Source organism: Sulfuricella denitrificans skB26 (assembly GCF_000297055.2).
Classification (GTDB): Bacteria; Pseudomonadota; Gammaproteobacteria; order Burkholderiales; family Sulfuricellaceae; genus Sulfuricella; species Sulfuricella denitrificans.
In genome coordinates this window covers 1,840,609-1,858,132 of the sequence record NC_022357.1, presented here as the reverse complement: position 1 = coordinate 1,858,132, position 17,524 = coordinate 1,840,609, and the positions used below count along the sequence as shown (strand labels likewise).

At 57.5% G+C, this 17,524-nt stretch carries 15 protein-coding genes and 1 pseudogene; 6 read left to right on the top strand and 10 right to left on the bottom strand.

Annotated elements, in window-relative coordinates:
* Positions 1-19 precede the first annotated feature (19 nt).
* Together SCD_RS16550 and ompR are read right to left on the bottom strand one after the other, a co-directional pair.
* The gene (locus SCD_RS16550; protein ID WP_154655465.1) at positions 20-169 is read right to left on the bottom strand and encodes a hypothetical protein; all 150 of its coding nucleotides are present in this window, start codon (positions 167-169) and stop codon (positions 20-22) included.
* Positions 166-885, bottom strand: coding sequence for an osmolarity response regulator transcription factor OmpR (gene ompR, locus SCD_RS09080; RefSeq protein ID WP_009204837.1), 720 nt, complete (start codon positions 883-885; stop codon positions 166-168). Before ompR ends, SCD_RS16550 begins: the two co-directional genes overlap by 4 nt.
* A gap of 194 nt (positions 886-1,079) precedes the next feature.
* On the opposite strand from ompR, the gene SCD_RS09075 reads away from it, so the two are divergent.
* The 4 genes from SCD_RS09075 (at position 1,080) to SCD_RS15710 (ending at position 4,293) form a co-directional block, all read left to right on the top strand.
* Complete coding sequence (locus tag SCD_RS09075) at positions 1,080-1,661, top strand: hypothetical protein (protein WP_009204836.1); 582 nt, start codon at positions 1,080-1,082, stop codon at positions 1,659-1,661.
* A gap of 58 nt (positions 1,662-1,719) precedes the next feature.
* Positions 1,720-2,154 carry a DUF3106 domain-containing protein gene (locus tag SCD_RS15720; RefSeq protein ID WP_009204835.1) on the top strand — a complete coding sequence of 145 codons (435 nt, stop codon included), beginning with the start codon at positions 1,720-1,722 and terminating at the stop codon, positions 2,152-2,154.
* A gap of 55 nt (positions 2,155-2,209) precedes the next feature.
* On the top strand, positions 2,210-2,671 hold the full coding sequence (locus SCD_RS15715) for a hypothetical protein (RefSeq protein ID WP_009204834.1): 462 nt from the start codon (positions 2,210-2,212) through the stop codon (positions 2,669-2,671).
* A 191-nt stretch (positions 2,672-2,862) separates the two neighbouring features.
* On the top strand, positions 2,863-4,293 hold the full coding sequence (locus tag SCD_RS15710; protein WP_009204833.1) for an HD-GYP domain-containing protein: 1,431 nt from the start codon (positions 2,863-2,865) through the stop codon (positions 4,291-4,293).
* A gap of 272 nt (positions 4,294-4,565) precedes the next feature.
* On the opposite strand, the gene SCD_RS09055 is transcribed toward SCD_RS15710, so the two are convergent.
* From SCD_RS09055 to recJ, 8 genes and pseudogenes are all read right to left on the bottom strand, one after another.
* Positions 4,566-6,947: a heavy metal translocating P-type ATPase gene (locus SCD_RS09055; protein ID WP_009204832.1), complete on the bottom strand. Its 2,382-nt coding sequence runs from the start codon at positions 6,945-6,947 to the stop codon at positions 4,566-4,568.
* 49 nt (positions 6,948-6,996) lie between these two features.
* Positions 6,997-7,686, bottom strand: coding sequence for a glycine zipper 2TM domain-containing protein (locus tag SCD_RS09050; RefSeq protein ID WP_009204831.1), 690 nt, complete (start codon positions 7,684-7,686; stop codon positions 6,997-6,999).
* 190 nt (positions 7,687-7,876) lie between these two features.
* Positions 7,877-9,385 carry a lysine--tRNA ligase gene (gene lysS / locus SCD_RS09045; protein ID WP_009204830.1) on the bottom strand — a complete coding sequence of 503 codons (1,509 nt, stop codon included), beginning with the start codon at positions 9,383-9,385 and terminating at the stop codon, positions 7,877-7,879.
* 70 nt (positions 9,386-9,455) lie between these two features.
* Complete coding sequence (locus tag SCD_RS09040) at positions 9,456-9,809, bottom strand: CZB domain-containing protein (protein ID WP_009204829.1); 354 nt, start codon at positions 9,807-9,809, stop codon at positions 9,456-9,458.
* Positions 9,810-9,892: 83 nt separating this feature from the next.
* Positions 9,893-11,000 (bottom strand): peptide chain release factor 2 gene (gene prfB / locus SCD_RS09035; RefSeq protein WP_148290763.1). Its coding sequence is split into 2 segments (ribosomal slippage): positions 9,893-10,918 and positions 10,920-11,000, totalling 1,107 coding nucleotides; the frame shifts between segments, so codons are not numbered across the junction.
* 168 nt (positions 11,001-11,168) lie between these two features.
* Positions 11,169-12,023 (bottom strand): GGDEF domain-containing protein, encoded by an 855-nt coding sequence (locus tag SCD_RS15705; RefSeq protein ID WP_009204827.1) that lies wholly within the window; start codon positions 12,021-12,023, stop codon positions 11,169-11,171.
* Between the two features lie 95 nt (positions 12,024-12,118).
* Positions 12,119-13,211 (bottom strand): annotated as a pseudogene (locus SCD_RS17115) (lipid A deacylase LpxR family protein).
* Positions 13,212-13,313: 102 nt separating this feature from the next.
* Positions 13,314-15,014 carry a single-stranded-DNA-specific exonuclease RecJ gene (recJ, locus tag SCD_RS09020; RefSeq protein WP_009204824.1) on the bottom strand — a complete coding sequence of 567 codons (1,701 nt, stop codon included), beginning with the start codon at positions 15,012-15,014 and terminating at the stop codon, positions 13,314-13,316.
* 99 nt (positions 15,015-15,113) lie between these two features.
* On the opposite strand from recJ, the gene SCD_RS09015 reads away from it, so the two are divergent.
* Together SCD_RS09015 and tilS are read left to right on the top strand one after the other, a co-directional pair.
* The gene (locus tag SCD_RS09015; RefSeq protein WP_009204823.1) at positions 15,114-16,082 is read left to right on the top strand and encodes an acetyl-CoA carboxylase carboxyltransferase subunit alpha; all 969 of its coding nucleotides are present in this window, start codon (positions 15,114-15,116) and stop codon (positions 16,080-16,082) included.
* Complete coding sequence (gene tilS, locus SCD_RS09010; protein WP_009204822.1) at positions 16,051-17,460, top strand: tRNA lysidine(34) synthetase TilS; 1,410 nt, start codon at positions 16,051-16,053, stop codon at positions 17,458-17,460. Before SCD_RS09015 ends, tilS begins: the two co-directional genes overlap by 32 nt.
* The last annotated feature ends 64 nt before the right edge of the window (positions 17,461-17,524 follow it).

The window sequence follows — 17,524 nt, the reverse complement described above, 5'->3', positions numbered from 1 at the left end:
GCGGCGCGGGTAAGATTTACTACCGAGGCGATCTCTGCGCCCGTTGATATGCACGTGGCTCGCGCTCAGCCTGGCGAAGCAGCAGGGCGCTGGCCACCAGCGATGTCACGATCAGTAGTGCGATCAGCAGAAAAGCGCGGACGCCGAGGCTGCGCGGGACCAGCCTCATGTTTCGCCGTCGTCCGGCACAAACACGTAGCCGTGGCCCCATACCGTCTGGATGTAGCGAGGTTTAGCGGCATCGGGTTCGACCTGCTTGCGCAGGCGCGATATCTGCACGTCGATGGTCCGGTCGAAGGCTTCGTGGTCGCGTCCCCGTGCCAGTTCCATCAACCGGTCGCGGGAAAGTGGCTGGCGCGGGTGGTTGACCAGCACTTTCAGCAGCGAAAATTCGCCGGTGGTGAGCGATACTGATTTGCCGTCACGGGTCAGTGTGCGGGTGCCGAGATCGAGGTGGCAGGAGCCGAAGTTGACCGTGCCCGCCGATGAATCCGGTGCGCCCGGCAGCGCAATGCGCTGACGACGCAGGATGGCATTGATGCGCGCCACCAGTTCGCGCGGGTTGAACGGCTTGGCCAGATAATCATCGGCGCCCATTTCCAGCCCGACGATGCGGTCGATTTCGTCACCCTTGGCGGTGAGCAGGATCACCGGTGTGTTTTCGCCGGTGCCGCGGGCGCGGCGCAGGATGGACAGACCATCCTCGCCCGGCAGCATGAGGTCCAGTACCCACACGTCGAAGCGGCCGCGATCGAGCAGTTGGGCCATTTCCCGACCATCGGCCGCGGCCTTAACATCGAAACCCTGTTCGGTGAGGTAGCGCAACAACAGTTCGCGGATGCGGGCGTCGTCGTCGATGAGAAGAATGCGGGCAGCAGAAGTCATGGCGCTATCTTAACTTGCAAAGCAGGATGAATTGTGAGGAATTGTTACAAAAATCTGGCTGTTAATAATTTGTTACAAATTCCGGCAATTTGTGCATAGCTTGTTTACATCTACCCCCTACGATGGCCCCAACGTCTGAAGCAAACTGGGCGTAGGTCAAACAACCAAATTCATTATTGAACAGGGAGATTATCATGAACTTCGATAAAAAAACTTTTGTGACTATCGTCGGCCTGGGTGTTTTTGCCATGGCAGCCGGGTCTGTGCTGGCTGAAGGCAGCAGCCAACGCATGCACAACCAGCATCAGCGTATCGAACAGGGTGTGAACTCCGGCCAGTTGAATCGCCATGAAGCAGCCAGGCTCAACCACGAACAGCGGCAGATCCGCAATGAAGCCCGCGAATACCGTAGCGATGGTGTAGTGACCAAAGCCGAGCGCGCCGATCTTCGTCATGACCAGAACCGTGCCAGCCGCCATATCTACGCTGAGAAGCATGATGGCCAGTCTGGTACCGCCGGCGCAGTGCGTGACCCCGGCGTGAATGCGCGCCAGGTGAACCAGCGCGAACGTATCCAGCAAGGTGTTCGTTCCGGTGAGTTGACTCGCGGTGAAGCCAGGCAGCTTGGTACAGAACAGCGGTCTGTCCGCCAAGAGGAGCGTCAGTACAAATCCGACGGTGTCCTGACCAAAACCGAGCGCAAGGATTTGCAGCAGGACCTGAATGTCGTCAGCAAGGATATTTACAACGAGAAACATGACGCAGAGCGTCGCTAATCACTCATCGCACCAAACTTGCCAAGTTGGCGCACTGTAACCATTGAAAGGTAGAATTATGAACAGGATAAATAGAATCGGCCTGCTGGCCATCACTGTAACCCTTTTGTCACTGGGGCAGGCTGTCAGTGCGGATGAGCCGCCAGCCGGACCTGCTTCCGTTGTGGAACAGTCCAAAACCATGAACCTGGAGGAGCGCCAGGTTGCGCGCGAACAAAGGCGTGAGCAGTGGCAAAAGATGAGCCCGGAGGAACGGGCTACAAAACAGGATGCAAGGCGCAAACGCGTGGAAAACATGAGTCCCGAGCAGCGCGAGGCAATGAAGCAGCGTTTCCGCGAACGCCAGCAGAATATGAGCCCGGAAGAGCGTGAAGCGAAAAGGGGGGAAATGCGCAAGCGCATGGAAAACATGAGCCCTGAGCAACGCGAGGCGATGAAGGAGCGCTTCCGCGAACATCGCCGAAATGCTGGTGGCGGTGCAGGGCAAAGCTAGAAACCGTGCCGCGCCACCTTGTGAGGTGGCGCGTGCTTGCAGCTAAGGAGATGTGATGTTTTCCGCTCGTTATGGATTGCTGGCCGCTGCTGCGGCCTTTATGACATTGTGCCAGCCGGCTTTTGCTGAGCCGCCGTCAGGTCCCGGCTCGATGCCGCCCGAGCAGTTCAGGAACATAAGCCCGGATGAACGGGCTGCGAATCGGCAGGAACTGCGCCAGCGTTTCCAGGAACAACGGCAGAATACCGCTCCGGGCGAGCGCGAGCAACGGCGCCAGGCGTTGCGCGAACGCTGGCAGAATATGAACCCGGAAGATCGAGAATCGATGAAGCAGCGCTTCCGCGACCAGCGCCAGCAGAGTTCACCCGAAGAGCGCGAGCAACGGCGCCAGATATTGCGCGAACGCTGGCAGAATATGAACCCGGAAGAGCGGCAGCGCCTGCGCCGCGATTTTGAGGGGGCGAACCGGAATGGTGCCTCTGACCAACGGAGTGAAGGCCGTCGGCTACGCCGATAATCATGGGTCGAGTGCGTCAAGTGTAATCAAACAGCAAGAAATTCCTCCGGCACCTGCTACTAAACCTTCTGCTTGTGCTCTATGATGTGCGCAACCATTGAATTTCCGGATGCGAATTATCCCTTCTGGATAATACAATGCCTGCATGTGAGATACATGTCTTCCAGACATTGAGCGTGAGGCAGTTGTTGATGATAATAAAACCGAGTATAAAAACCATCACTGTAAAAAGTCTGGTTAATGTCCTGTCGATTCTGGCATTGGTATTGCTGCTGATTACAGGCCTTAATTTCCGCTCTCTCTCTACCCAGGCCATCGAGAATCAGGCGCTGGCGCATGCCGAGCTGGTCAAGGCTGGTCTGACCTCCCACATGAAGGCGCGCATTATGGATCGGCGTGACTACTATCTGGATGAGATCCGAGAGCTGCACCATGTTAAATCCCTGAACATTATTCGTGGCGATGTGGTGACGGAGCAGTTTGGCCCGGGCAAGGCCAGTGAGCGGGTCACAGATCCGATCGCCAACCAGGCCTTTGATACCAAAAAACCGGTATTCATCCTGAATGAGTTTTCACTCCAGCCAACCGTTCGCGTCATCATTCCCTATATTGCATCACAACAGGGAGGACTCAACTGCCTCTCCTGCCATAAAGTTACTGAGGGGACCGTGCTTGGTGCTGTAGATATTGAGCTTGACGTTAAAGAGTATCGCAATCATGCACTCTGGATAATGGCGGGTCTGCTGGCGTTATCCATAGTGACTTTTGCTCTTATCCTCGTGAACACCGCTCGCACCATCAAGAATCATGTTCAGCAACCGCTGGAGACGCTCATTGATCACGCCATGACGGCCTACAAGCAGCATCTTCCGGTGAGTTCGGATCAATTTTATAGCCGCGAGTTTTCCAATGTTGCCGATGAGATTAACCTCTTCAATACAGAGATTCTTGCCCATCAGGAAATTCTGCAAAAAAAGAATGAGGAGTTGCTCGCCCTCAATGACGAAATCGAAAGTACGCTGCGAGAGACCATCTACACCATGGGCGTTATCGAAGAGAGGCGGTCCAAGGAGACCGCCAATCATACCCGGCGTGTTTCGCTCTACAGCCAGCTGCTGGCGCAGAAGGCGGCGTTGACGCCGAGAGAGGTGGAGTTAATCACAGCTGCGTCACCACTGCATGATATTGGCAAACTTGGGATTCCCGATGAGGTATTGCTGAAGCCCGGACACTTCACCGATGAAGAGCGGCATATCATGATGAATCATCCTGCTATCGGTTACGCCATGTTGCGGCACTCGCAGCGTGACACTCTGGTTGCGGCCGGCATTATTGCTTACCAGCACCAGGAGAAGTGGGATGGCAGCGGCTATCCGCAGGGGTTGGCGGGTGAAAACATCCATATCTTTGGTCGCATCGTGTCGCTGGCTGACGTCTTCGATGCGCTCTATTCATCACGTGTTTATAAAGAGGCTTGGTCACTCGAGAAAGTGGTTAAATGGTTTGGTGAACAGCGCGGCATACACTTTGATCCACAGCTAGTGGATATTTTCCTCGCCGATATCGATGAGTTCGTGGCGATCTACAATCAGTATCCGGCAGATAAAGAGACTGAAATGTAACTAAAGCAAGAGGATCATTCTGCTGCGCCCCCTATGATGAGGCTGAGGCGAGCTCATGTGCTTATACATGGATTCAGGGTAAAGAGAAACGAGGTCATCGCAATTTGGCATGCAGCGGTATTGCGCTGGGTGGTGCAATACATCCAGCGGGAGGAGCTCAAGGATATCCAGAATAAATATCAACGCTGACTACCCGGTACTGGAACGCAACAGCAGAAAACGGCGCCTGACAGCAGGCTGTCAGATCAAGCCGGAACCACACAGCGCATTGCTTACTGACCTTCCCGCCAGCGCTTGAGCAGCAGCGAGTTACTCACTACCGACACTGAACTCATCGCCATCGCCGCGCCGGCAATCACCGGGTTGAGCATGCCCAGGGCTGCCAGCGGGATGCCCAGCACGTTGTAGATGAAGGCGAAAAACAGGTTCTGGCGGATCTTGCGCAGGGTGGCGCGCGACAGGTCGATGGCATCGGCCACGCTGGCCAGGTCGTTGCGCATCAGGGTTACGTCGGCGGCCTCGATCGCCACGTCGGTACCGCTGCCGACGGCAAAGCCGACATCCGCCGCAACCAGCGCTGGCGCATCGTTGATGCCGTCGCCCGCCATGCCGACCACAAGACCTTGTGCCTTGAGCTTGTCGATTTCTGCGGCTTTGTCCTGTGGCAGCACTTCCGCGAAAAAGCGATCGATGCCGGCTTGCACCGCAATGGCGGCGGCGGTGGCGGCATTGTCACCGGTCAGCATGATCACCTCGACCCCCATTGCCTTCAATCTTTTCACGGCACCGACCGAGCTGTCGCGCAGCGCATCGGCAATGGCCAGGTAGCCTAGCACCGCTTTCTCGCTGGCCAGTACGACCACTGTCTTGCCTTGTTGCTGCAGGCGCGCAACCGTCGTTTGATCAATGTTCAGCCCGCGCTCGGCGGCAAGGGCAGGGGAGCCCAGGGAATACGGAGCACCGTCGATTTCACCGCTGACACCCTTGCCGCTGAGCGCGGCGAAGCGGGTAACAGCTGCCGGGGCAATGCCGGTCGATGCGGCTTGGGACAATACCGCCTTGGCCAGAGGATGCTCCGAGCCTTGCTCCAGGGTGGCGGCGAGTCGGAGCAGCGTGTGTTCATCGCTGCCACCAGCAGGGACGATATCGGTGACGGTGGGGCTGCCGAGAGTCAGGGTGCCGGTCTTGTCTACCACCAGGGTGCGGATTTTTCCGGCCCGCTCGAGCGCTTCTGCATTCCGGATCAGGATGCCGGCTTTGGCGCCATTGCCGGTGCCGACCATGATCGCGGTGGGCGTGGCCAGACCGAGGGCGCATGGGCAGGCGATCACCAGCACCGCGACGGCGTTGATCAGGGCCGGAGTGAACTCGCCGCCGATCAGCCACCAGGCGGAAAAGGTGACCAGGCTGATCGATACCACCACCGGCACGAAAACGCCAGAAATAATATCTGCCAGGCGCTGGATCGGCGCTTTCGAGCCTTGTGCCTGTTCTACCAGGCGGATGATACCGGCCAGCACGGTGTGGCTGCCGACGCCGGTGGCACGGCATTTGAGCATGCCCTGCTGGTTCTGAGTGGCGGCGAACACCTTGGCGCCGGCTTGCTTGCCGACCGGCAGGCTTTCGCCGGTGAGCATGGCCTCCACCACGCTGGAGTCGCCTTCGATCACTTCGCCGTCGACCGGGATGCTTTCGCCGGCGCGCACGATGAAGATGTCGTCCAGCTTCAGGCTGGCGGCATCGACCTCGATGATTTCACCGTCGCGTTCGATGCGTGCGGTCTTCGGCTGGAGCTTGACGAGTTCCTCGATCGCCGCCGAGGTACCCGCCTTGGCGCGCGCTTCCAGCAGCTTGCCCATCAGCACCAGGGTGATGACGGCTGCAGCGGCCTCGAAATAAACATGCTGATCCAGACCGAACAAGGTGACAACAGCGCTGAGGAGGTAGGCCATGCTGGTGCCGAGCGCCACCAGTACGTCCATGTTGGCGCCGCCCCCGCGCAGGGCGTGCCAGGCGCCGACATAGAAGCGCTTGCCGGCCCAGAATTGCACTGGCGTGGCGAGCGCCCACTGCAGCCAGCGTGGCAGAACATCTTCGTGGTGACCGAGAAACATCGCGCCCATCTGGGCCACCAGCGGCAATGTCAGCGCCGCGGCAATCCAGAATATGCGCAGTTCCTTCTGGTACGCGGCGGCACGCCGCTGCTTTTCCTCTTCGCGGCTGGTGCCGATCGATTCGTGGGCGGCGTAGCCGGCCTTGGCCACTGCGGCGATCAGCGTATCCAGCGTGGCCGCGCCCGGGGCAACGCGGATTCGGGCTTTTTCCGTGGCGAAATTGACCGTGGCGCTGACATCCTCGATCTTGTTCAACACCTTTTCGATGCGTGTGGCGCAGGCGGCGCAAGTCATGCCTTCCAGTTCCAGCACTACCTCTTGATCGGGTACGGAAAAACCGGTTTTCTGGATGGCTTTCACCAGATCGGCTGGCGAGGCCTGCGTCGAATCGAATTCGATGTGGGCTTTTTCGCTGGCGAGGTTGACTGCGGCTTTTACACCGGGCAGTTTGTTGAGATTTTTTTCGAGGCGCGCAGAACATGCCGCGCAGGTCATGCCGGCGATGGGTAGCTCGATGTGCTGTTGGGAAGAGGAGGGCATATCGATTAGATTCTACATCATCCAATTGATTCCCCTTCCCCGGAATGGACTAGTTGCGAACTATTGCGCCGTCGATGATCTTTACCTTGTCACCGATGGCAAATGCCGGTGAGATGTCCTGTGTCATGGTGCGGTAGCTACCATCATCCATGCTTACGCTGATTTCGTAGTGCTTGGTGGATTTGACCTTCTTCTCGACCTGGTGGCCGGCATAGCCACCGCCGACTGCGCCGGCGATGGTGGCGATATCCTTGCCGGTGCCCCCGCCGACCTGGTGTCCCAGCAGTCCACCCACCACGCCGCCTGCAATCGCTCCCAGGCCGCTGCCTTCGCCAGCCTGCTCGATAGTGCGGATGGAGGCAATGACGCCGCAGTTGTCGCACGTCGGAGCCTGTACTTTTTTAGGGCTCTCCTCGCTTGCTGCTGCCTTGGCGGCAGGCTTTGCGACGGCAGCCTTACGAACCGGTTTGGCGGTGATTTTTTCCGGGGCGTCGGGTTTGCTGGTCTTTTCCTCTGCAGTGTCGGTTTTAGCCATCATGGCGGGCTGGGGCGACGTTGTGACGTCGCCAGCGGTTTTGTCTGTTTCGGCAGGTACACTTGCCACGGGCGGTACTTCAGTTTGAGCGTTCCGGCCAGGAATCAGCCCGGTCATGGAGCCTACTCCCACGATGCTGGCGATGATCACCGCGATGGATGCGGCAATGACGAAGGGGCTGGTTTTGCTGGTGGGTTCTGTCATGACTAAATTCTCCAGGTAGTAGTAAAAATCAGTGCGTCGATTATTTATGAATAGTCGAATGGGTGTCGACAAGCAAGCATTATTATTGGCGCTCACTTAGCATAACGTTTGTAAGTTATGTCTGGATATTAAATGTAGGTAATAAAAAAGGGCGTCCAGAAGAACGCCCTATAGCCGGTTGCGACTTAAATCAATCTTCCTTCCGCATCTGCGGGAACAGGATCACGTCGCGGATACTCGGGCTGTCGGTTAGTAGCATGACCAGACGATCAATCCCGATGCCCTCGCCGGCAGTGGGTGGCAGGCCGTATTCCAGAGCGCGGATGTAGTCGGCGTCGTAGTGCATCGCTTCGGCATCTCCCGCTTCCTTCTGTCGTACCTGCGCCATGAAACGCTCTGCCTGATCTTCCGGGTCGTTCAGCTCGGAGAAGCCGTTGGCGATCTCGCGACCGACGATGAACAGCTCAAAGCGCTCGGTAATGCCGGGGGCGGCATCGTTGCTGCGCGCCAGCGGCGAGACTTCGGCCGGATAGTCGATGATGAAGGTCGGCTGGATCAGCATCTGTTCGGTGGTTTCCTCGAACAGGCTCAATTGCAGCCCGCCGACGCCATCGGTAGGGTGATGATCGGCACCCATTTTTTCCAGCTGCGCTTTCAGGAAGGCGCGGTCGTTGAGCTGTTCGTCGCTGAAGCGCCCCGGATGGTATTTGTGGATCGACTCGGTGATGGTGAGGCGGTCGAAGGGCTGGGCCAGATTGATGGTGTGACCCTGGTACTGCACCACCGCATGGCCGAGCACGGCCTTGGCGGTTTCGCGGAACATTTCTTCGGTCAGGTCCATCATGTAACGGTAATCCCGGTACGCTTCGTAGAATTCGATCATGGTGAATTCAGGATTGTGGCGGGTGGAGAGGCCCTCATTCCTGAAGTTGCGGTTGATCTCGAACACCTTTTCAAAGCCGCCCACGACCAGGCGCTTGAGGTAGAGCTCAGGTGCGATGCGCAGAAACAGCTCCATGTCCAGCGCGTTATGGTGGGTGGTGAAGGGTTTGGCCGAGGCGCCGCCGGGGATGGGATGCATCATCGGCGTTTCCACTTCGAGGTAGCCGCGATCCACCAGGAAAGTGCGGATCGACTGGATGATCCTGGTGCGCACGATAAAGGTCTTGCGGGTTTCCTCATTGGTGATCATGTCGAGGTAGCGCTGACGATATTTCGCTTCCTGGTCGGTCAGGCCGTGGAATTTTTCCGGCAGCGGACGCAGGGATTTGGTCAGCAGGCGCAGTTCGTAAACGCGCACCGACAGCTCGCCCTTGTTGGTCTTGAACAGGGTGCCTTTGGCGGCGATGATGTCGCCCATGTCCCAGTGCTTGAAAGCCTCGTGGGTCTCGGCGCTGACGCCCTCGTCGTTGATGTAGAACTGGATGCGGCCGCTCATGTCCTGCACCGTGGCGAAACTGGCCTTGCCCATCACGCGCTTCAGCATCATGCGGCCGGCGAGGGCGACGCTGACGTTTTCCGCTTCCAGCGCTTCCTTGTCCTTGTTGCCATGAGCCGCCAGCAAATCACCCGCCACATCCTTGCGGTCGAAGTCATTGGGGAAGGCGATGCCTGTTTCGCGCAGCTTCTTCAGCTTGTCACGGCGCTCGGCGATGAGCTGGTTTTCGTCCTGGGGTGGGCTAATTTGTTCTTGGGTCATGATGGCAATCTTGGGTAAAAAAATTAACGGCGAGGCTTTGCTTGGCCGAGGAGGAGCATGATTAAATGAATCAGAGCTTGATCTTGAGCATGCGTTGCATTAATGCATTGCTGGCCCGGCCGAATGCGCCTTTCGAGGCGAGGTCCTGCTGTGCACCCTGGATATCACCCTTGTTTTTCTTCGCAACGACGGTGCCGGCGACCCGGTGGAATTCAGCGTGGAGGCTGAAGATCTCATCGTGAACCTCCTTCGGCAGCAGCATCCTTTCCCCTTCTTTCTCGATCCACTGGCCGAACTGGCAAAGGTTTTCCTTTCCCACCGTTGCGGCGTCGAGTTCGATTTTTCCATTGATAAAATCACGGAAACGCGCCTTCCATGCGGCATGATCTTCGATCGCCTGATCAATCTCTTGTTTGAGTGCCATTTTCTCGCTCCTTTAACAGGCAAGTGATTAAAGCCTAACGTAAAAACAGTAATTAGTCAGCGTGTTCTGGTTGGCGTGGCGTGTCACACCCCTTGCTTCAAACTGGCGCTGATGAAGTCGTCGAGGAGGTCACCGTCGAGCACCCCCTGGGTGTTGCCGACTTCGTAATTGGTGCGCAAATCCTTGATACGCGACTGATCCAGCACATAAGAGCGGATCTGGTGGCCCCAGCCAATATCGGTCTTGGTGTCTTCCATCGCCTGCTTTTCCTCGTTGCGCTTTCTGAGTTCCAGCTCGTACAGCCGGGCTTTCAGCATGCTCATCGCCTCGGCGCGATTCTTGTGCTGCGAGCGGTCGTTCTGGCACTGCACCACGACGTTGGTCGGCAGGTGAGTGATGCGGATCGCCGAGTCGGTCTTGTTGATGTGCTGGCCGCCCGCGCCCGAAGCGCGGAAGGTGTCGATGCGCAGATCGGCAGGGTTGATCTCGACCTCGATCGAGTCGTCCACTTCAGGGTAGATGAACACGCTGGAAAACGAGGTGTGGCGGCGGTTGCCGGAGTCGAACGGGGATTTGCGCACCAGGCGGTGCACGCCGGTTTCGGTGCGCAGGTAGCCGAACGCGTAGTCACCGCTGATTTTGAGCGTAGCGCTTTTGAGCCCCGCTACCTCGCCTGCGGATTCCTCCAGGATTTCCACCTTGAAGCCCTTGCGCTCGCAGTAGCGCACGTACATCCGCATCAGCATAGAGGCCCAGTCCTGCGCCTCGGTGCCGCCGGAGCCGGACTGGATGTCGATAAAGCAGTTGTTGGGGTCCATCGGGTGAGAGAACATACGGCGGAATTCCATTTCCGCCACGGTTTTCTCCAGCGCTTCCGCATCCGCTGCGACACTCTCCAGAGTGGCGTCGTCGCCTTCTTCCTTCGCCATCTCGAACAGGTCGGCGCTGTCGTGCAGGCTCTGGTCGAGATTTTTCAGCGTATCGACGATCCCTTCCAGGGTACGGCGTTCCTTGCCCAGTTCCTGGGCACGCTTGGCGTCATCCCAGACCGCCGGGTTTTCCAGCAGCTGGACGACTTCAGTCAGGCGTTCCTGTTTGCTATCGTAGTCAAAGATACCTCCGCAGGTCAGTGGCCCGTACGGAAAGGTTTTCGAGCCGGTTGGCGATGGCGTTGAGTTGTTCGGCTTCCATGATTCGTTGCTCGTGTGAGTCAAAGCGGGAATTATACATGGGGAGGCGGGGGAGGGGTTATAGGTGAGGTATGGAACGTTTTGAAGAGGGTATTCAACGAGGGCGGCTTGCTCAGTTGACACAGGATTCTAATCCGCCCTGCGAGTCCTGTGGTTAAGGGCTTTTACGTTAATACACTTCTTGCCGGATGGCGTTTTTGCCATCCTGCTTGACGGTGTACATCAGTGTGTCGGCATTCTTGATCAGCTGATCAAGGCTATCGGGTGTGGTGTTGAAGGTTGCGACGCCGATGCTGAAGGTGACTGGCCAGCTATGACGTTCCATGGCTTCTATCAGACGGGCGCGCAGTTCGGCGGCAAAACTCGCGGCGGCTTCTTCGCCCGTTTCCGGCAGCAGCACGGCGAATTCATCGCCGCCCAGTCGTCCGCAGATATCGGTGGTGCGCAGGCGGGAGTGGAGAATCTCCGCGACGGTTTTCAGCAGGCGGTCACCTTCGCCATGCCCCTTGGTATCGTTGACGGTCTTGAAGTTGTCGAGGTCGAAAAATATGGCGGTGAAGGGGCGATCATAGCGCCGGGAACGTTCCGTCTCGACCTCTCCCATCTCGTAGAAGGCACGCCGGTTGGGAAGGCGGGTGAGGTTGTCTTGTCGCGCCATCTCGTGCTCGCGGTCGAGCGCGATGCGCAGGCGACTGGCTATCTGGACCACGATCAGGAGCACGCTGAAGCGAAAGATGTTATTAATGAATTCCGCCCAGAATGGGGAGTCATGCAATATGCCCATATCCACAATCATCCAGCCAGCCACGCTGAGTAGGCTGAGCAGATTGCCGGCTTTTCTGCCGCCGTACCAGCTCATAAGGATGACCGGCAGCAGGAAGAACATATCGATATGGTAGTGCTGGCCGAGTTTGTAGTGCACCCAGGTCGCGCCAATGATCGTGGCCAAGGTGGAGGCATACAAAACCGTCCGGCCTCCGGGGGCGGGTTTCCATCGAATGATGCGAAAGATGTCGATACTCATGTGACTCTATAAATAAACTGCCGGTTCAGATTGCACTAGTGCAACCCTGCCTATTTAATAATAGGCAGGATGTTTAATTTATGAAACATTGCATTTCAATACTCAAGGCTGAGCGTGATCGAGCCGAAGGCGTGCATGCTTTCCTGGGTGGTGAATTCCTTGCTGCGGATGTAGCGCGCGTAGGTGATTTTACCACCCTGCCATTGCCAGGCGATGCCGGTGGCCAGATCGCCTACGAAGTTTTTTTTGTCGACGTGGTGGCTGCTGGAAAAGGTGTTGCCGTCAAGGAAAATGTCATGAGCGACAGCGCGGGCGTCGGCCGAGAGAAAGGCATGCAGCCCGCCATCCGAAAACCGGCGGGTGACAGGGCCTTCAAGCGGGGCGTTGCTGTCGCCGGCGGGGCGTATCGGAGAGGTGCCGAAATCGTTCGGGATGCGGCTGCCGGCCCTTAACTCCAGGCCGGTGTTGAGATAGGTGCGGATATTGCCGAGGCTGGCGCCGTAGTGGGTGATGGCATCGAACTGAAGGCCTGCACCGCTTTCGTTCCAGACCCTGTTTTTGCGTTCGGCGACAAGCTGGAAGCCGAATTCGTTGTGGAGCTGATTGCGCCAGCCTCGAACGGGGGATGCCGCGCAGGTCATGGACGAATTCCTGGTTTTGCCGCGCCAGCGCGGCTGGACCGACCACGCCGAGGTTGATTTCGACCGTGTCCATCTGACGCGCATTACGGGCATTGTAGCCCAGCCCCAGGTAGAGCCAGCCGGCATAGGGCCGGTCGTTGAGGATCGGGTCGGTTCGGTAGCGGTCGCGCGGGGTGAACATCGATTGTCCTCCCGTAACCACCATGTTGCGCGAGGTGTATCTGCCCGGATGCAGGGTTTCGAAGATCTGATTCAGCTGTCGTACCCAGTGCGGCAGACAGGGGTCGTGGGTATAGTCCTTGAGGTTGGCCGAAACCCAGGAAAACTTGACGCCATTGGTGTAGCCATTGTCGGTGCCGTCGAACAGGTCGTTCTCGAAATAGAAATTGTAGAGATCGGGGTGCCGTGCGAGCGCCTTGATGCCGGGGGGGCTCTCATCGCACAGGCTGGATTCGCCGTCCCCGGCCAGAACTGGGTATGGCGCCAGGGCCAGAAAAACAACTGGAAAGCTGAACAGTAGTTTCGAAATCCACGAAATAGGTGTCATAGGTTGCTCTGAAATTCTTGCGTTCTGCTGTATGGGGTGGGCAGCTTGTTGCCGGCCGGGAAATCATCATCGAGGAATTGATGGAAAATATCCGTTCACCTCTTACCCTTTACTGGCTTCTTCCCAATATTCGATCATCAATTGCAGGCTTTGGGAGCCGTTGTATTCGTTCACGTCCAGCCGGTAAACAGCGTTGATCCAGTCAGGCAGCGGCTCATTGTGAAAAAACAGGATGCCGTCGAAAACCTGGTCGGCCTTGCCGAGCTTGAGTCGCAAGTGTTTTTCGCCTACTACCCGCTGGCTTTTAACTGCAAATTTCTCCTGGAAAGCCGGTTGCGGAAAGCCCTGCCCCCATACCTGCTCCGTCAGGGTTTTGGCCAGATGCAGATTCATGGCTGGGGTTTCCAGACTGCCGTCGCTTTCGATGATGCGTTCCAGGTCGGCCGGGGTGAGCAGGGACTGGGCGATTTCTTCGAAAGCGGCGGTGAATTCCTCGAAATGATTTTCCTGGATGGTCAACCCGGCGGCGAAGGCGTGACCGCCGAATTTTTGCAGCAGGTGGGGTTTCCGTTTGGCGACCAGGTCGAGTGCATCGCGCAGGTGCAGGCCGCGGATAGATCGGCCGGAGCCTTTTAACTCGCCGTTGTTGCTACGGGCGAAGGCGATCACCGGGCGATGGTATTTGTCCTTGAGTCGAGAGGCAAGGATGCCGATCACGCCCTGGTGCCAGTTCGGGTCGTACAGGCTGAGCGAGTGGTTTTCACTCACCTCAACCTGCTCCAGCGCGGCTAGAGCTTGTTCCTGCATGTCCGCCTCGATTTCGCGCCGCTCGCGGTTGAGGGTGTCGAGCTGTTGCGCTATGGAGTAAGCTTGTTCCTCGTTTTCGGTGAGCAGGCATTCGATTCCCAGCGCCATGTCATCCAGGCGTCCGGCAGCATTCAGGCGGGGGCCGACGACAAAACCGAGGTCGTAAGTCGAAGCTTTTTCAGCTTTTCTACTGGCTACTTTCAGTAATGCATTGATGCCTGAGCAGGCTCGACCGGCACAGATGCGCTTGAGTCCCTGGTGCACCAGGATGCGGTTGTTATCGTCCAGTTTCACCACGTCAGCCACCGTGCCTAGCGCTACCAGATCGAGCAGCCTGGCCAGATTGGGTTCGGGCTTGGTGGTGTACGCTCCCCGATTCCTCAACTCTGCACGTAACGCCAGCATGACGTAGAAGATGACGCCCACGCCGGCCAGGTTCTTGCTGGGAAAGTCGCATCCAGGCTGGTTCGGGTTGACGATGCAGGCGGCATCCGGCAACTCGTCGCCAGGCAGATGGTGGTCGGTGACCAGCACCTGCATGCCCAGTCGGTTGGCCTCTTCGACCCCAGCTACGCTGCTGATGCCGTTGTCTACAGTAATGAGGATGTCGGGCTTGCGTGCCTCCGCTAACTGAACGATTTCTGGCGTCAACCCATAGCCGTATTCGAAGCGATTCGGGACGAGGTAGTCTACTGTTGCGCCGAATTCGCGCAGGCCACGCATTGCCACGGTGCAGGCCGTGGCGCCATCGGAATCGTAATCGGCGATGATCAGTAAACGCTTGTCGGCCTCTAACGCATCCGCCAGCAGGCGCGCCATTTCCCCGATGTTTTTCATGTCTGTGTAAGGGAGCAGGGCGCCCAACTCGTGTTCGAGCTGACGTATTTCCTGAATGCCACGGGCTGCGTAGATGCGGGCGAGTACCGGATGAAGGCCGCTTGCAGCAAGGCGGCTGGCGTCAGGTTGTGAGTAGGGGCGGGAGGCTATGTTGGGCATGGTGGCGATTATACCCTGAGGGAAGGTTGAGTCAGACCTGTTTAGGCGGGCATGAAATCCTGTATCATTACGCTTTCATGAATTTGAAACTGCCTGCTTATGAAAACCACTTTTCTTGATTTTGAACAGCCGATCGCAGAACTTGAGGCCAGGATCGAGGAGCTCCGCTTCGTGCAGGATGACTCCGCCGTAGATATCTCCGAGGAAATCGGACGGCTACAGAAAAAGAACAATACGCTGACCAAGGACCTTTACGCCAAGCTTTCCTCTTGGCAGATTTCCCAGGTTTCCCGGCACCCGCAGCGGCCATACACGCTCGACTACATTCAAAATATTTTTACCGATTTCGAAGAATTGCACGGCGACCGCGCCTTCTCCGATGATCCGGCCATTGTGGGTGGCCTGGCGCGCTTCAATGGGCAGCCGGTGATGGTCATTGGCCAGCAGAAGGGTCGCGATACCAAGGAAAAAATTTACCGCAATTTCGGCATGCCACGGCCAGAAGGCTACCGCAAGGCGATGCGTTTGATGCGCCAGGCAGAGAAATTCGGACTGCCAATCATGACCTTCATCGATACGCCGGGCGCTTACCCCGGCATCGGTGCGGAAGAACGCGGCCAGTCCGAGGCGATTGCGCGTAACCTGTATGTCATGGCCGAACTCAGAACCCCGATCATCTGCGCCATCATCGGCGAAGGCGGCTCTGGCGGTGCGCTGGCCATCGGCGTCGGCGATGTGACGCTGATGCTGCAATATTCGAGCTATTCCGTGATTTCTCCTGAGGGCTGCGCTTCGATTCTGTGGAAGAGCGCGAGCAAAGCACCGGAAGCCGCAGAAACGCTGGGGATTACTGCTGTCCGCCTTAAAACCCTCGGCCTGGTCGACAAGATCGTGAACGAGCCGCTCGGCGGCGCTCACCGTGACCCGGACGTGGTCATGCAAAACCTGAAAAAAGCCTTGCAGGAAAGCCTGCGCCAGCTTCAGGACCAGTCGCTGGACGATCTGCTCAAATCGCGTTTCGAGCGCCTGATGGGCTATGGCAAGTTCAAAGAAACTGCTGCCAAGTGATCTGCCCGCGTTTGTCGAAGCCAAGCTAAAAAGTTGGGTTCAGCCGGGCCGGCATCTGATGCTGGCCCTGAGCGGCGGGGCGGATTCCGTGGTCCTGCTCGACATCCTTGTACAACTTCGCACCAGTCTGCATTTCCCCCTTTCCGCTATTTACGTCAACCATCAGATCAGCCCGAATGCGGCTGATTGGGCCGAGTTTTGCGCTCGCTTGTGCGACGGGTACAACATTCCTTTGCAAGTCGTTAAGGTCGATCTCAAGCGCCAACCGGGTGAGAGCCTGGAGGCGCTGGCGCGAGACGCCCGCTATCAGGTGTTTGCTGAACAGCAGGCTGATTTTATCGTGCTGGCGCAACATCTTGATGATCAGGCGGAAACGCTGCTGCTCCAGTTGCTGCGTGGCGCTGGAGCGAAGGGCCTGAGCGCCATGGGTGAGATCAGGACTCAGGGCGCGGAACTCAGGACTGGCTTCTTGCGCCCTCTGCTCGATGTGCCGCGGCGCTTGATTCTCGATTATGCGGCACTGCACAAGTTGCAATGGGTCGAGGACGAGAGCAATGCTGATATTTCCTACGACCGCAATTACCTGCGCCACCGTGTTATGCCCGAACTGGAGAAGCGCTTTCCCGGGTACCGTGTAACCTTTTCCCGTGCCAGCCGGAACTTGGCAGAAAGCGCGCAGCTGGCTGACGACCTGGCTCGGCTGGATGCCGCGATTGCCGTGATCAATGGCAATTTGCGGGTGGATGCTTTGCGCAGCCTGTCTGGGGCGCGTGCCCGGAACCTGTTGCGCTACTGGCTGGCAGAGTTAGGGATTTCCATGCCTTCTGCTGGGCGGTTGGAAAACCTGCTGCAACAACTATGCAGTGCCCGTGATGATGCTCAGATTCGCATTTCCCTGGGAGGTGCTGTGATCCGGCGCTATCGTGGGGAGGTGTATCTTGAACCCTCTGCTACTTGCCCTACAGTGAGTGGGGCGAGGGAATTGCCAGAGGGCAAGAAAAAGTTACTTGCGCCATTGCCGGAACCGGTATTAATCTGGTCGCATCAGGATGTGCTGGATTTGCCAAGAATGGGAGGCCGGTTGGTGTTTGAGTGGACAACAGGGCAGGGCTTGAGTCTGGCCAGACTGACTTCCGCACCGGTTACGATCAGATTGCGCCAGGGTGGAGAGCGTTTGCGCCCGAATTGCCTCAGGCCTACGCGCAGTTTGAAAAATCTGTTGCAGGAGGCAGGAATTCCTCCCTGGCAACGGCAACGACTGCCGTTGCTGTTTAGTGGGGAAAAACTGGTATTCGTGCCCGGTGTTGGGGTGGATTGCGATTACCGGGTACAGGAAGGTGAGCCCGGCGTGATTGTAAAGCTCGAGAGGGCAATATAGTATGGTGCTTGTGTCTCTTATATAAGATAGAGTTTCCTGGACGTAGTTGCCAATTTTGGTTGAA